Here is a 14,695-nt window from a genome sequence, read left to right as displayed (position 1 = left end):
GCGGGCAGGCGCATAAATGACAAAACGCCACGGCACATGACGCGCCGTGGCGTTTTCCGACGTGGCGTTTTCTTATGATGCCCGCATCAATGCGTGGTCACTTGCCGCACAACAACAGCAGACGTTCCTGATCGGAGCACGGACGTTTGTTCACTTTCGGCGCAGCCTGCTGCTGTTGCGACGCTGCTGCCGTCGTGCCGCCTGCCGGCATCGACGCGCGACGCGCGATGCAGGAGCGCAAGTGCCGTTCGATCGGCGGATAGTATTGCCAGCCTTTCGTGAGCGGCGGCAGTTCGAGCTTCACCTGTTTCCACTTCGGGTGGCCTTTTTCCTGCAGCGTATCGAAGTTCTCGCACAATGAATCGGCGAAGCGGTTCAGGTTGCTCACCGTGTCGCGCAGACCATAGTCGTACGTGACGAGAAACGCCTTCACGGTCAGTGTCGGCACGTCGTCCTTCAGCCAGTTCGGATAGCTGCTCTGGCGGATCGTCGCGGGAAAATAGGTTTCTTTTGCGCGCGCCGTTTCAGGTGCACCGGGATCGACGCGCAAGATGCGGATCTGCGCGAGCAGATCGGGATTCATGTCCGTGAAGAGCTTGGCCGGTTGCCCTGCGACGATCACGGCCACATCGATCTTCTTCACGACGAGCGCGGCAATCGCATCTTCATTCGACAGACTCTGAACGTTCTGCTCGGGAATCGGCTGATTGAACATCAGGTGGTAAAGCGTGGTCGCCGATTGCGCCGTACCGCTGCCGATCGGGCCGATGCTGATCACCTTGTCCTTGATCTGATTGATCGTCGTCATTGGCGAGTCGTTGCGCACGACGAAATAGATCTCCTCGTTATAGAGCGGCATGATGAGGCGCAAGGGACGGATCGTGGTGCCCGCGTCTGCGTTGCCGGAATTCGCCATGTCGATATACGCCTGGTACACATCGGATTGCACCAGCGCGAGCTTGACGCCCGGTTCGAAGCGCATGCGCTGCACATTCTCCGCCGAGCCTTTGGACGGCATTACCTCGAGGTCGATGCCCGCGGGCTGCGCGACATACTTCGCGAGATCCGCGCCGATCTGTATGTAGGTGCCGCGTTCCTGACCCGTGACGATCTTGTAGTGCGCGCCTGTCGCGGTGCCTCCGGCAGCCATCGCCAGCGACGTGATCACTATGCCCACCAGTGCCGTCAATCCCGTCAGTATTGTTTTGAGCATGGTCTATCTACCTTAGGTGTGTTGAACAGCATGCGCCAACGGCTGACGCGCATGTTCCGTTACATCAGGCTTGCAATACGTTCAGTAGCTTCGTTTTCTCGATTGCGTGACGTGCTCTACGGTTTTTTCGTTGACGGTGCCTGCTTCCATCCAGATTCGCGGATTGCGCGCATCTGCGCGTCGATGCTGCCGACGGCGCTCGCTGCGCTGCCAGCGGGCGGGGTCGCCGCCGCAGCCGCGGGGGCGGTGTTCGCCGTGGCCGTGTTGTTCGCGGGTGCGATTGTGTTTGCGTTGCCGCCGGTGCCTGCTTGCGGTGTAGCGTTGCGCGGCGCGGCTGCGCCTGTTAAGGGTTTCCAGCCAGTCGTCAGAATGACGCGTTCGAGCAGCGCCTGTGCATCGACGCTGCTGGTGTCGAGCGCGAGTGCCTGCGCGGCGCGATCGCGCACGCAACCCCAGAGCTTGTCTTTCGCACAGGTGTTCGCAACGCCAAGCGCGACGTCGCGTTTGTTCTCGCGATCCTGCAGATCGTTTTGCATCTGCAGCGCTTCCTTATTGCTGGCCTCGACGGACAGTGCGTCGGACAGCGCGGACTTCGCATCCGTCAGATTGCTGTGCGCGAGTGCGTCGCGCGCCGCACGCAATGCATCGGGCACATTCTTGTAGTGCGGCGCCGTGCGCGGACTCGGCGGCGCAATGGGTGCATTGGGCGCAGGCGGCGTCTTCGCGGCGGGTACGTTGGTCACGGTGGACGTCGGCGCGTTGCGCGTATTTTGAGGCGGCGAATAAGGCGAAATCGATCCGCCCGACGAACTCGCGCTGTTGGTCGCTTCATCGGCGCCGGTGTCCTGCCGGTGGTTGTCGCCGAGCAGCAGATAGCCCGCGTAGCCGAGCGCAAGAATGAAGAGCAGCAACACGACGCCCTTCGTGATGAGCCAGTGTCCCGCTGTTTGCCAGAACGGCTGCGGCCCGTCGAGCGGCGGAACAGGAAGGTCGTGCGCGGCGAGCGCGGCGACAGCAGCGGGTTCGTTTGTGGGGATTCCAGCGGGAGCGGGCGCTTGCGTGTCGACGGCTCTCAACTGCGTGCCCGCGCGTCTGGGCGGTGTGCGCTCGAGAGGATGATCGGCGCCGCAGTACGGGCAGAAATCGACATGTTGGTACAACACGCCGCCGCAACGTGTGCACGGCGTTGGGAAACCCTGGGCAGGTGATGTTTCAGCAGACATGCTTAACCCCAACCAGTTGTAGGCGATGCCATTTCGGCATGCTCAGGATCGAAGTTGAAGCAAACTCGCAGTTAGCGGAACTCGCGATCCACATGCGCTGGGTAGCGGCCGGCCCAGTCCTTTCGTTACGGGGCCGCTGTGTGTGCCAATATGGTTTCTTTCGCCCGGCGCGTCAATCGACGTTGTTACCTATCGCACACTTCGCCTCGTGTTTTCAGGGGGAAAACGAGGGTGCGTCAGGGTTTTTGCATAGACGCGAATACAACGCTGCATCTCTGCGATTAATCATAGGAAACACATCGTTCAGATCAAGGAAAAAGGCCGGCGCAAAACGCGCCGGCCTTTTATATGTGAAAACTGCAGAGCTTGACGAACAGGTTCGCACGGCTTTTGTGCGTGATGTGTTTCCGTTTGCTAGCGTTTGTCGTTTTTCGCCAGTGCTTCACTGCTTGCGCAGCGGGTGATCCCGGAGTAGCCACGCAAGTGCGAACGCGAGTACCACCACGCACGCCGCGACGATATACACCGAATGCAACGCGCTCGCGAATGCCTGCAGATAGTCGTCGCGCAATGCGGCCGGCAGATGATGAATCGCAGCCGGACCGAGTGCGTGCGGCAATTCGGTGTCGGGCGGAATCAGTGCTTGCAGACGCGATGCAAGGCCATTCGAAAAGATTGCACCGAATGCCGCGACACCGACCGAGCCGCCAATCGAACGAAACAATGTCGCGCCCGAGGTCGCCGTGCCGAGATGCTTGAACGGCACGGCATTCTGCACGGCGAGAATCAGAACCTGCATCACCATGCCGAGCCCGCAACCGAGTATGGCCATGTAGGCATACATCACATGAACGGGTGTCGTGAGCTTCAGCGTGGTCAGCAGCACCATCGCGACGCCGACGAGGAACGTGCCCATGATCGGGAACATCCGGTACTTGCCGATACGGCTGATGATGCGGCCCGTGATGATCGACATCAGCAGCACGCCGCCCATCATCGGCAGCATCTGCATGCCGGCTTCCGATGGCGTCGAATTCTTCACGACCTGCAGATACATCGGCAGGAACGTCACCGAACCGAACAGCGACACGCCAACAATAAAACCGATCGCGCTCGACAGCAAAAACGTGCGGTCGCGAAAGAGTTCGAGCGGCATGATCGGCTCGACGGCGAGACGCTCTTCATAGATGAATCCTGCGATACAGATGAACGCGAGCAGCAGCGTGCACCAGAGTTGCATCGAGGTCCACGGCAATACCGTGCCGCCCTGGCTCGTGAACAGGATCAGGCAGGTGAGGGCGCCCGCGAGAAAGGCTGCGCCCATGTAGTCGATGGTGTGCTTCACATGCGCGACGCGCGGCTTGAACACGGCGCCGATCACGAGCAGCGCAACGATGCCGAGCGGCACGTTGATATAGAAAATCCAGCGCCACGACAGATGGTCGACGAGAAAGCCGCCCATCATCGGACCGATCACCGTCGCCAGACCGAACACGCCGCCGAACACGCCCTGATAACGGCCGCGTTCCGCAGGCGGAATCACGTCGCCGATCGCGGCCATCGTGATGACGAGAAGCCCGCCGCCGCCCAGTCCTTGCAGCGCGCGCAACAGGATCAGCTGCGTCATGTTCTGCGCGACGCCGCATAGCGCCGAGCCGATCAGAAACAGCACGATCGCCGTCTGCAACACGATCTTGCGGCCGAACAGGTCACCGAACTTGCCGTAAAGCGGCACGACGATGGTCGAGGTCAGCAGATACGCGGTAACGACCCACGACAGGCTGTCCAGCCCGCCGAGTTCGCCGACGATGGTCGGCAGCGCGGTCGACACGATGGTCTGGTCGAGCGCCGCGAGCAGCATCACCAGCAGCAGCGCGGGAAACAGCACGCGCAGGGACGGGCGGTCAGCGTTAGCGGGCGCCGCGTCGGAAGGAAGAGTCTGGCTATCCATCTGGGCTTCCATGGCTATCAGGCTGCCTTGAAATTAATTAACATGCAGATTAATATATGCCTTATTCCAGCGTTCGTCAAATTCACTGTCATGGCAAGGAAAGCGTCAGCGGTATTGGGTTCGGATCAGATTGGGCACGCGCCAGAGGTGCCCGCAGCGCCCGCGGCGCGCCGGCCGGGACGTCCCACAGGCAGCGGCCGTGGGCCGGAGCAGCGCGCCCGTCTGCTGGATGCAGCGCTTGCGCTGTTCGCGCGGCAGGGAATCGTCGATACGACGCTGGGACAGGTCGCGCGTGAGGCAGGGTTCACGCCGGCCATGATGCATTACTACTTCAAGACCCGCGATCAACTGCTCGACGTGCTGATCGACGAGCGCTTCGTGCCGCTGCGCGCCAGGCTCAGCGGCGCTTTTCAGGCGAATCCGGAAGACCCCATCGCAGCCATCACCTTGCTCGCTCAGCGGTTGGTCGAAGTGGCGGGTGACTATCCGTGGTTTCCGTCGCTGTGGATCCGCGAGGTGATCAGCGAGGGCGGCTTGCTCAAGCAGCGCATGCATGAGCGTTTCGGCGATACCAACCAGAAGAACGGCATCGCGTACATCGAGAAATGGCAGAAGGAAGGCAAGCTGAACCCGGCGCTGGAGCCGTCGCTGGTGTTTCTGTCGGTGATCGGTCTCGCCATCCTGCCGCTCGCCACGTCCGCGATGTGGCGCAACGACCCCGCGCGCCGCAAGCTGACAGCCGACGATATCGCGCGCCATGCAGTTGCGCTGTTGACGCACGGCGTCGCGCGGCCTGCTGCGTCGTGACGTGCGAATCGCAAACGGAACGGGAATAACAGAAGCGCAGCCAAAGTTAACCGACGCATACTGCCGTCGCGCAACTCCCTGAACCGATGCGGCACGCTACGTGCTTCATGCTATGCGTTTCGCAAGTCTGCCTTCGGCCGTTCACGCAAGCGCCTTGCGCAATCGTCAACATGGCGCGGTGCAGTTTGCCGTCAACCTGTATGCCGGAGCGGACAAGCGCACGGTCGTGTGCAACTCGTTCGGTAAAATCGAGTCCGAATGAACGATATGCGCGATGCGATCCGCGCGCAGAGGCGAATTCGCGAAACAGAGGAGACTGCCGGGCGAACAGCGCGTCCGGCATTCGTTGGTAAGAACGTCCATACGAGAGTAGAAACGTTGAACTGTTTTCCGCTGCCGGCGCTGGCGCGGTACACAATGCGAAGCGTTACATCATGGCCACGTCAGAGTGCATAACCAGTTTTTCAAGCAATAACATCAAGATGAACGGAGTATTGAGGCTCGATCAGGCTACGATCGTGCTCGTCGAAGACGACCCGCAGAACAGGGAATCGTTGAAAATTCTGCTCGAATCGGAAGGCGCCAACGTCATTGCCGTGGCGGATGCGGAAGAGGGTGTCGAAGCGGCTGTGCGGGCGTTGCCCGATGCGGTCGTCTGCGATCTGGACCTGCCCGCAATGGATGGCTTCTATCTGATTCAGCGCGTGCGGGATCACGAGATTCGCGGCGATCATTCCCCTTCGGTCGCAGTGGCCCTGACGGGCCATACCGATGAAGCCTACCGGCTGCGCAGCATCGGCGAAGGATTCCAGCATTTCATGACGAAACCGGCGCCGCCTGAGGCGCTGGTGACGCTATTGCATGACGCGATAGGCGCGCGCGCCGCCGGTTTGACCTGACGCTCGAACCGCGGCGCTTTTCGTGGGCTGATCAGCTGCCGGCAGCTTGCGCTGCCTGGCATGCTGAACATAGCCCTTTCAGCTCGATTCCATCGCCGGCGAGCCGGTATCCCGCGTTTTCGATTTGCGCGACCAGTGCTTCACGCAGCGCCGGCTGGTGCAGTTCGGTGACGTTGCCGCATTGCTGGCACACCACGAGAATGCCGTGCTGGCATTGCGTGAGGTCGTGGCAGACGGCGAACGCGTTGATCGACTCGATCTTATGCACGAGCCCGGCGGACAGCAGAAAATCCAGCGCGCGATACACGGTGGGCGGCGCGGAGCCGGGGTGAATCTGACGCATGTCGTCGAGCAGTGAATACGCCTTGGTCGCGCGGCCCGATGTGAGCAGCAGTTCCAGCACCTTGCGGCGGATCGGCGTGAGCTTCTCGCCGCGCTCGCGGCAGTATTCTTCGGCCAGCGCGAGCGCCGCTTCCGCCGATGCAGGCGTGGCGTGCGCGTGGTCGTGCGCATCATGCGCTTCATGCCCCTCATGCGAATGGACATGACCCGTGGCGTGCACGTGATGCGCCGTATCGGCAGCGATTGGCTTGGCGTTTTTCATCCGCTGATTATACGGTGCGTCAATCGAGCTTCACGTCGAATCCGCGCTTCACGCCCGGGCGCTCGAACAGCGCGTCGTACCAGCGCTTCACGTTCGGAAAGTCGGCCAGATCGACCTTGTGGCGCTCATGCCGCCACGCCCAGCCGAGAATCGCGAAATCGGCGATCGACAGGTCGCCCGCGACGTATTCCGCCTTCGCGAGGCGCGTGTCGAGCACTTTGTACAGCCGTCGCGTTTCGGTGGAAAAGCGCTTGAGGCCATAGCGCTTGTCGTCTTCCGACGCGAGCGCCGCAAAATGATGCACCTGGCCCGGCATCGGGCCGAAACCGCCCATCTGCCACATCAGCCATTCGAGAACGGGCACGCGGTCGCGCAGACTTGCGGGCAGGAACTTGCCCGTTTTTTCGCCCAGATACAGCAGGATCGCGCCCGATTCGAACACGCTGATCGGTTTGCCGTCCGGCCCGCCGGGATCGACGATCGCTGGAATCTTGTTGTTCGGGCTGATCGCGAGAAAGTCGGGATCGAACTGCTCGTCCTTGCCGATGTTGATCGGCGTGACCTTATAGGGCAGTTCCATTTCTTCGAGGGCGACGCTGATCTTGCGGCCGTTCGGCGTGCCCCAGGCATAAAGCGAGATGGTCATAGGTTCAGGTCAGATCGAAGTCGACGTATTGCTTGAAGCCGGAGCGGGTGGCAAGCCGCGTATACCAGCGTTCGAGATTCGGCAGCGACGGACGCTCGACGCCCGGCAGCCCGAACCAGCGCTTCGCATACGCGCCCAGCACGATGTCCGCGAGCGTGAATTTCTCGCCTTCAATAAAGAAGCGTCCTTGCAATTGCGCGTCGAGCAGTTTCCAGAGTTTCGCGACGTTGTCGATGTCGGCGGCGAGCTTGACGGTGTCGCGCCCGGCTTCCGGCGTGCGGATGATGGTCCAGAACACCGGGCGCTCGGCAGGCTGCAGCGTGGACAGTGCCCAGTCGAGCCAGCGGTCGATGCTCGCGCGCGCCTTCGGGTCGTCGGGATACAGCAGGCTGGACGCACCGTACTGCATCGCCAGATAGCGGATGATCGAGTTCGATTCCCACAGCACATAGTCGCCGTCGACGAGCGTCGGCACCTTGCCTGTCGGGTTCATCGCGAGGTACTCGGGCTCGTCGTTGCGGCCGAACTGCAGGCCGGCGTCGATGCGCTCGTAGGGCAAGACCAGCTCGTCGCACACCCACAGGATTTTCTGCACATTGACCGAGTTGGCGCGTCCCCAGATTGTAATCATCCGGTAATCCTCTTTCGTCTTCTTCAGGTTGGCAAGCCGCGCCTGGCGCGGCGTTCAGCCCGGCGTCAAAGCCGGCATGGAACCCTAAACCATACACGAAGCGGGCTTTTCTTTCCCGCAGCGGCCAATGCCCCTACACGCGTTGCGTACAATGGGCGCACCCCATTTTGACGAGGCGCGCATGGCCCGCATTGTCCCCGACGACTGGAAGAGCCTCGCCACGACGGGCGCCGCCTCGCGCGAGCGCGAAACCCTGGCGCTGCTCGAAGAAGCGCTGCCGCGCGACTACACGGTCTATCACGGCGTGCACTGGACGCGGCTGCATGAAGGCTTTTCCGTGTTCGGCGAAGCGGACTTCGTGATCGTCAGTCCGGCGGGGCGTGTGATGATCGTCGAGCAGAAAACGGGCTTTCTGCGCGAGACGCCGAAAGGCCTCGTCAAGGTCTACATGCAGACCGAGCGCAATGTGGCAATCGCGCTGGCGCGCACGATCGAAGGGCTGCACCGCCGCTTTACGGCCGCGTTCGGCGCGGGCACGTATTTCATCGAAGAGCTGCTGTATTGCCCGGATCACATCGTCAGGGACGCGGCGATCGCGGGCGTCAATCCGGCACGTATCGTCGACGCGACGCGCAAGGACAAGCTCGTCAGCGTCATCCGCGAGGCCCTGCCCGCCGATGAAACGAAGCTCGCCTGCGCGCCGAAAATCCATCACTTTCTCGCCGACGAACTCGCGCTCACACCCGACACGAGCGCGCTCGTCGGCCAGGCGGGCACGCTCGTCACGCGCCTTGCAGGCGGGCTCGCGACCTGGGCGCGGCGGCTCGAATTCGCGCCGTTCCGGCTGCGCGTGATCGGCACGGCGGGTTCGGGGAAGACACAGCTCGCGGTGCAGGTGATGAAGGACGCCGTCGCGCGCGGCCAGCGTCCGCTGTACGTGTGCTTCAACCGGCCGCTTGCCGATCACATCGCGCGCGTCGCTCCGCCCGAAGCGAAGGTGGCGAACTATCACCAGCTATGCGACTGGATCGTGCGTGAAAGCGGTCGCGCGCCGGATTTCCAGACCAGCGACGTGTTCGAACGCCTCGAAAACGCCTTTGCCGACACACCGATCGACGCGCGCTGGCAATACGACGTGCTGATCGTCGACGAAGGCCAGGACTTCCAGCAGCCGTGGGTGCCTGCGCTCGAACGGCTGCTGAAGCCGGGCGGCGCGTGGTGGTGGCTCGAAGACCCGCTGCAGAACCTGTACATGCGCGAACCGGTGGCGCTGCCAGGCTGGACGGTGCTGCGCGAATCGACCAATTACCGCAGTCCGCGCGACATCCTCGACTATCTGCGCAACGTGGTCGGCGCCACGGTGCCGCTGGCGGCGGGCCTCTCGGCGGGCGGCCCGTTCGACGGCTCGGACATCTCGCTGTCCACCTACGACGAAACCCAGACGCCCGACAGCTGCATCGACGCCACCAAGCGCGCGATCACCCAGGCGCTGGCACTCGGATTTCGCAAGCAGGACATCGCGGTGCTGTCGTTCCGTGGACGCGAGGGTTCCGTGCTGTGGCCGCTCGATCATCTCGGCCCGCACCGGCTGCGCAGCTTCACGGGCAAATACGATCTGTTCGGCAATCCCGCGTATCGGGAAGGCGACGTGCTGCTCGACTCGATTTACCGCTTCAAAGGGCAGTCGGCGCCGTGCGTGATCCTGAGCGAAGTGGATTTCGACGAGTTCGACGAGCGCAATGCGCGCAAGCTGTTCGTCGGTGCGACGCGCGCGACCATGAAGCTGATCGTCGTCGCATCGCAGCGCGCGGCGCGGCATCTGCAACTCGGAGAAGCGAAGGAGCAGGTGGCCTGACGCGCCATCGGTCAGGCGCGTGGGCGAAACTCAGCCCCAGGCCGCCGCGCTGATCAGCGTGCCCTTGTGCTTGAGCGCGTCCCACCAGATCACGCGCAGCAGCGGCGCGATCTTCGCGATATAGAGCGCCTGCACCGGGTCGCTTTCGATGAAATGTGTGACGCCGCAGCGCAGCGCGGCAGCCGCCTTGTGCGCGGCCGCGCCTTCGGGCGTTTCGTCGTGCGTGTCGGGCGTGCGCATCACCAGTTCCAGATGACCGAAACCGTGGCGTTCGAGCCAGGCGCGGGTGCGCGCGAGATCCGCTTGCGGGCGGCCCGTGATAACGGCGCGCACGTTTTGCAGATCGACATCGGGCAGCACTTCGTATGGCAGCAGCGCGTCGCGTTCATTCAAAGCGGCGGCGAGATCTTCGTCATACCGTGACAGCGGCACGTCGGGCAGCAGAATGCCGTCGAGATCGATCGCGTACGTCGCGTACTCGTGGTCGTCCGCCATTTTGTCGGCGGAACCGGACTCGACGTTCAGCCAGTCCTCGCGATAGTCGTCCGTGTAAGCCTGCCTCTCCCACGGAAACAGCGCGAAGAAACCCGATGCATCGTTCGCGTAGTCCGGGCGGATGCGGCTGATTTCATCGAACGCGCCCGTCAGCGTCTTGACGATCAGCCCGTGCTGCTCGAGAAACGCAATGCAGTCGACCAGCGTGAAGCCGCGTCCCGCGATGTCCTCGCACAGCAGCACTTTCGAACCGGGCGACGGCAGCGGCTGGGCCGAATCCCACGTCACGTGGCGCGCGCGGCGGTCGTAGCTGAGAAACGCGACAGGCACGCCGATCGCATGCGAAGCCATCAGCGCGAGCGGTGCGCCGCCTCGTAAAATGCCGACGGCTGCAGCGAATCGCTCTTCGAGCAGGGTGGGCTGCAACGATTCGATCCAGTGGTCGAGCTGTTCGTAGGATAACGGTAGAACCGGCTTTTTCATGGCGGATGTTGCGCTTTGTGGTGGCCGGGTGAACGCGCGTCGGCGAAGCGGCTTTTTTTAAGATGGAGCCGATATTATGCACGCCATGTAAAGATTCTGTGTCGGGGCATGCCGCGTGGGGCTGTAGTTATCGTCCGACAACGTTGTCAGGCACAATGCGGGCACGACTAACAACAAGACCACACTAGAGGGACCTGAAAGTGCTCTACAAGAAATACGGATGGCTGCGTGGGCTCGCGCTGATGTCGGGGCTGGCAGCCGTTTTCGCGCTGGCATTGGGCTCGTTCGGCGCGACCGCCGCGCCGCTCGCGACCACGCTCGCGCTCGACGTGAAAGGCAAGATCGCGAAGACCAACGACGCCGATCACACCGTTTTTCATTTTTCTGAAGCCCAGTTGCTGGCGATGCCCGCGCATAGCATTTCGACGTCGACGACATGGACGGCGAAGTCCACCTTCACGGGGCCGCTGCTCGCGGATATCCTGAAGACCGTGGGCGCATACGGCGATCAGATCGAAATCCATACGCTGGACGACTATACGTATACGGTTCCCGTGTCGGACACTGGCCGCTACGGCGTGATCGTCGCGTACAGCATGAACGGCAAGCGCCTGCAGGTCAGCGACTTCGGACCGCTGTTTCTCATCTATCCGCGCGACGCGTTTCCCGGCGAACTGGCGGGAGCGTCGGCGGACGCGAAATTCGTATGGCAGATCAAGGCTCTCATCGTCAAATAGGACGGCGCCCGCTGCGCCGCGTAGTGCTCGTCGTCATCTGGATCGCCGCGCTCGCGGCGCCGACCGCGGCGATCAGCTATCTGCTGTACTCGAACCTGCTCAATCCCCGCGCGACGCAGCAGCTGACGGGCACCTACGACGGCTTCTACTGGGACGCCGCGCAGCTTCAGATCGCCTACGCGCGGCTTGAAAGCCAGCTGCTGCAATATCAGACGGGCGTCGATCCCGACTATCAGCGGCTCACGCTGCATTTCCAGGTGCTGCAATCGAAGCTGCGCGTGATGGCGGGCTCGACGCAGAAGCTCGCCGCGCAGACGGATACGGTCCAGCGTCAGCAGGAGGAGATTGCGCAGCTTTCGGAGATGATGGTCGGGCTGCAGCCTTCGCTCGACGCGTTGCCGGATTCCCCAAAGCTCGCGTCGCAGATGGTCGAAGAACTGCGCAGCCACTGGAAGGAACTCAACGATCTCGCGCTGAGCCGCCGCAACGTGGACCTGCAGGACCGCGAGGCGATGAATTCCGATTTCATCGCGAAACGCCGGATGCTGTTTGCGGGCGGGCTGGTGTTGCTGCTTCTGTCGGCGGCGGCGACCACCTTGCTGGTGATGAACGGCCGGCGCCGTACCAATCTCATCTTGCAGCAGCACGCCGCGCTCGACGCCGAACATCAGGCGAGCCGCGCCGCGCGCGAGGCGAGTCTCGCGAAAGACGCGTTTCTGGGCATGATCAGCCATGAACTGCGCACGCCGCTGCATGCGATCGTTTCGTCGATCGAACTGCTCGGCTTCAACTTTCACTCCGAGGCGGATCGCAAGGTGATCCAGCGGCTCGACACGGCCGCGCGCCATCTCGAAGCGCAGATGAAGGATCTGACCGACTACGCGCGCCTCGGCGCCGGCAAGCTCGAACTGCGCTACGAACATTTCGATCCGCGCGAGCTGCTCGGTTCGGTGCTCGACGAACACGAACCGGCGGCGCGCGCGAAGGGCCTCGTGTTCGAGGGCAGCGCGAGCGGGCGGATCGGTCTCGTCGATTCCGACCCGCACCGCATCCGGCAGATCGTCAACAACCTCGTGACCAACGGGATTCGCTACACGGAGCGCGGTACGGTCACGCTGCATTTCGACCAACGCGACGACGCGCTGGCGATCATCGTCACGGACACGGGCGCGGGCGTGCCGGACAAGCAGATTCCATTGATTTTCAAGGAATTCACGCAGCTCGATGCATCGCGCACGCGGCGTTTCGAAGGCGCGGGGATGGGCCTTGCAATCGTGCAAGGTCTCGTCGATCTGTTTGGCGGGACGATCGGTGTCGATAGCGAAGTGGGCAAGGGCACGCGCTTCAAGGTGACAATTCCCGTGAAGCCGGTAGCCGCGCCGGCCGGTGTCGCCACCGCGCCGCAGGCGGCGCATGGCGAGGGGCGCCCGCAGGTGCTGATCGTCGACGATAACCAGCTGATCCGCGAGTCGCTGTGCGAAATGCTCGAACATATGGGATGCGACGCGGCCGCCGTTGCCAATGCCGACGACGCGCATGCGTGGCTCGCCGCGCGCCGTTGCGATCTGGTGCTGCTCGATCTGCATATGCCGGACAAGGACGGCTATGCGTTCATGGCCGAGTATGAAGAACAGGCGGAAAAATCAGGCGAGGCGGCGCGCACGCCCGTGATCGCCGTGAGCGCTTACGCACCCGAGCCGGGGACGCGCACGGAAGGGGAGATGTTTTTCGACAGCCTGACCAAGCCCGTTCACTACGAAGTGCTGCGCGGCGCCGTGCAGCGCGCGCTGGCGGCGCGGCACGGAGCGTCCGTCGCGGGCTGACCGGAACGCCATCGAGTAGCGCCGCTCGCGCGGCGCGGCGTGGTTAAGCCCGGCTCAGGCGCTTGGACAGATCGGCGACGAGAATCGCCATGCGCGCTGGCTTCTCGTAGCACGCCACGTCGTAGTTGCGCACGATATCGCTGATTTCCGATTCGCTCGCCTTGCCCGTCAGCAATTCGCCCGTCAGCACGAAAATGGGCGCGTCCGGATTCTCCGACGCCCGCACCGCGCGGATCGCCTCCGCCGACGTCTGCGGGCCGAACAGCCAGTCGATCACCACGCCGTCGAACACCTGCGTCTGCAGCGTCTCGGCAAACGCCGCGAGGCCGTAGATCGCAATCGCCGCGAAGCCGCTGCGTTCCAGGTAGTCGCGCAGATTGTCGGCGGATGCCTGATCGTCGTCGACGACGGCGATCAACGGCTTGTCGGTTTCGGCACGGCGCGGATAGATCTCGATCTTGTGGACTTCATACGCGTTCTGATAGAGCGCGCCGTCGTGCCGCACGACGCGCCACTGATCGAGCTTCGACCACGCGATGAACTCGGGCCGGCTGCCTGCCTCGATCGGCGCGCCGATCCACGCGGTGCAGGCGAGCTCGATGCCGCCGATCGCGAACACCGCTTCCTGCGCGGTGGCGCCGACCATGCCGGGGTCGAGCGACTGCGCGCCGAACAGCTGCGCGGCTGGCTCGCCGAACACCTCGGCGACTTTTTTGATCTGGGAGAGCGTCCACGGGCTGTTGCCGCGCAGCTTGCGGTGGCCCTGAGAAAAACTCAAATCGAGGATCCGGCAAAGCTCGCTGGTTTGCTGACGCTTGCCGATGCCGTGACGGCTCATCAACTCGCGCACGCGTTCGGCGACGGCGAGCGAGTCGGTTGAGGTGGCTTCGTTGGACATGCGCGAAGTGTGTCTGTGTAAATAGTTGTATATGACGGACCGTCGTGGCGGCAGCGCGTTGTCACGCGTCGCGCCGGGCGGGCGTGACGCCTGCATGGGACAGCCACTGTACCGCAAGACCTCGGGCGCGCCTGGTGTCGCGCCATACCCGCATCGATCGAGTTTTTTTCGACGAACCCGCCGATTCTAATGAGTTCGACCGCCTCATGCGACTGAAGCCCCGTCCGATTGATGCGCAGCCTGTCTATTTTAGCGGCGAAATGTATGCGAAAAGCATGACAGGAATCAGTAAACTGTCCGGTTTGCCGATTTTTTCGGGGTTTCGTCCGCGCAATTGCGGATTCTGGGATGGCTGGCTGCTTTTCCGGGCAGGATTGCGGCGCGCGGGCTGACTTGAGAAGATGCGTGTCCGCCGACGCCTCGGCGTCCA

The 14,695-nt window shown here is 62.8% G+C and carries 14 protein-coding genes; 6 read left to right on the top strand and 8 right to left on the bottom strand.

The features are described 5' to 3' along the window. Positions 1-97 precede the first annotated feature (97 nt). The 3 genes from G3O01_RS24150 to G3O01_RS24140 all read right to left on the bottom strand — a co-directional run bounded on the left by G3O01_RS24150 (position 98) and on the right by G3O01_RS24140 (position 4,387). The gene (locus G3O01_RS24150; protein ID WP_205808548.1) at positions 98-1,213 is read right to left on the bottom strand and encodes a TAXI family TRAP transporter solute-binding subunit; all 1,116 of its coding nucleotides are present in this window, start codon (positions 1,211-1,213) and stop codon (positions 98-100) included. Positions 1,214-1,329: 116 nt separating this feature from the next. After that, the gene (locus G3O01_RS24145) at positions 1,330-2,376 is read right to left on the bottom strand and encodes a zinc ribbon domain-containing protein (RefSeq protein ID WP_346779221.1); all 1,047 of its coding nucleotides are present in this window, start codon (positions 2,374-2,376) and stop codon (positions 1,330-1,332) included. Positions 2,377-2,878: 502 nt separating this feature from the next. After that, complete coding sequence (locus G3O01_RS24140; protein WP_205808544.1) at positions 2,879-4,387, bottom strand: MDR family MFS transporter; 1,509 nt, start codon at positions 4,385-4,387, stop codon at positions 2,879-2,881. A 90-nt stretch (positions 4,388-4,477) separates the two neighbouring features. Here G3O01_RS24140 and G3O01_RS24135 point away from each other — a divergent pair, with 90 nt between their 5' ends. Together G3O01_RS24135 and G3O01_RS24130 are read left to right on the top strand one after the other, a co-directional pair. Then, positions 4,478-5,194 carry a TetR/AcrR family transcriptional regulator gene (locus G3O01_RS24135; protein ID WP_241024227.1) on the top strand — a complete coding sequence of 239 codons (717 nt, stop codon included), beginning with the start codon at positions 4,478-4,480 and terminating at the stop codon, positions 5,192-5,194. Positions 5,195-5,628: 434 nt separating this feature from the next. Continuing rightward, positions 5,629-6,093, top strand: coding sequence for a response regulator (locus tag G3O01_RS24130; protein WP_205808542.1), 465 nt, complete (start codon positions 5,629-5,631; stop codon positions 6,091-6,093). 31 nt (positions 6,094-6,124) lie between these two features. Here the strand turns inward: G3O01_RS24130 and G3O01_RS24125 are convergent, their stop codons facing one another. Genes G3O01_RS24125 through G3O01_RS24115 form a run of 3 tightly spaced genes read right to left on the bottom strand, consistent with a single transcriptional unit; the run spans position 6,125 to position 7,974 of the window. Beyond that, a complete protein-coding gene (locus tag G3O01_RS24125) occupies positions 6,125-6,697 on the bottom strand; it encodes a Fur family transcriptional regulator (protein ID WP_205808533.1) in 573 nt (190 codons plus the stop codon). A gap of 19 nt (positions 6,698-6,716) precedes the next feature. Then, entirely contained in the window at positions 6,717-7,343 is a 627-nt protein-coding gene (locus G3O01_RS24120; RefSeq protein ID WP_205808531.1) for a glutathione binding-like protein, read from the bottom strand. A gap of 4 nt (positions 7,344-7,347) precedes the next feature. Next, entirely contained in the window at positions 7,348-7,974 is a 627-nt protein-coding gene (locus G3O01_RS24115; protein WP_205808530.1) for a glutathione S-transferase, read from the bottom strand. Between the two features lie 181 nt (positions 7,975-8,155). Between G3O01_RS24115 and G3O01_RS24110 the strand changes: the two genes are divergently transcribed. Next, positions 8,156-9,829 carry an ATP-binding domain-containing protein gene (locus G3O01_RS24110; RefSeq protein WP_205808528.1) on the top strand — a complete coding sequence of 558 codons (1,674 nt, stop codon included), beginning with the start codon at positions 8,156-8,158 and terminating at the stop codon, positions 9,827-9,829. Positions 9,830-9,859: 30 nt separating this feature from the next. Here G3O01_RS24110 and G3O01_RS24105 read toward each other — a convergent pair whose 3' ends face one another. Continuing rightward, entirely contained in the window at positions 9,860-10,807 is a 948-nt protein-coding gene (locus G3O01_RS24105) for a phosphoribosyltransferase (protein WP_205808512.1), read from the bottom strand. A 200-nt stretch (positions 10,808-11,007) separates the two neighbouring features. Between G3O01_RS24105 and G3O01_RS24100 the strand changes: the two genes are divergently transcribed. Then, a complete protein-coding gene (locus tag G3O01_RS24100) occupies positions 11,008-11,544 on the top strand; it encodes a molybdopterin-dependent oxidoreductase (RefSeq protein WP_205808510.1) in 537 nt (178 codons plus the stop codon). Next, the gene (locus G3O01_RS24095; protein WP_205808499.1) at positions 11,514-13,367 is read left to right on the top strand and encodes an ATP-binding protein; all 1,854 of its coding nucleotides are present in this window, start codon (positions 11,514-11,516) and stop codon (positions 13,365-13,367) included. Before G3O01_RS24100 ends, G3O01_RS24095 begins: the two co-directional genes overlap by 31 nt. Before the next feature lie 43 nt (positions 13,368-13,410). Here the strand turns inward: G3O01_RS24095 and G3O01_RS24090 are convergent, their stop codons facing one another. Next, positions 13,411-14,265 carry a helix-turn-helix domain-containing protein gene (locus tag G3O01_RS24090; RefSeq protein ID WP_007588675.1) on the bottom strand — a complete coding sequence of 285 codons (855 nt, stop codon included), beginning with the start codon at positions 14,263-14,265 and terminating at the stop codon, positions 13,411-13,413. Positions 14,266-14,399: 134 nt separating this feature from the next. Here G3O01_RS24090 and G3O01_RS24085 point away from each other — a divergent pair, with 134 nt between their 5' ends. After that, complete coding sequence (locus G3O01_RS24085; RefSeq protein ID WP_205808497.1) at positions 14,400-14,657, top strand: hypothetical protein; 258 nt, start codon at positions 14,400-14,402, stop codon at positions 14,655-14,657. The last annotated feature ends 38 nt before the right edge of the window (positions 14,658-14,695 follow it).

Origin of the sequence: Burkholderia sp. Ac-20365 (assembly GCF_017104715.1) — a bacterium.
Classification (GTDB): domain Bacteria; phylum Pseudomonadota; class Gammaproteobacteria; order Burkholderiales; family Burkholderiaceae; genus Paraburkholderia.
This window is presented reverse-complemented; position numbering and strand designations above follow the sequence as displayed.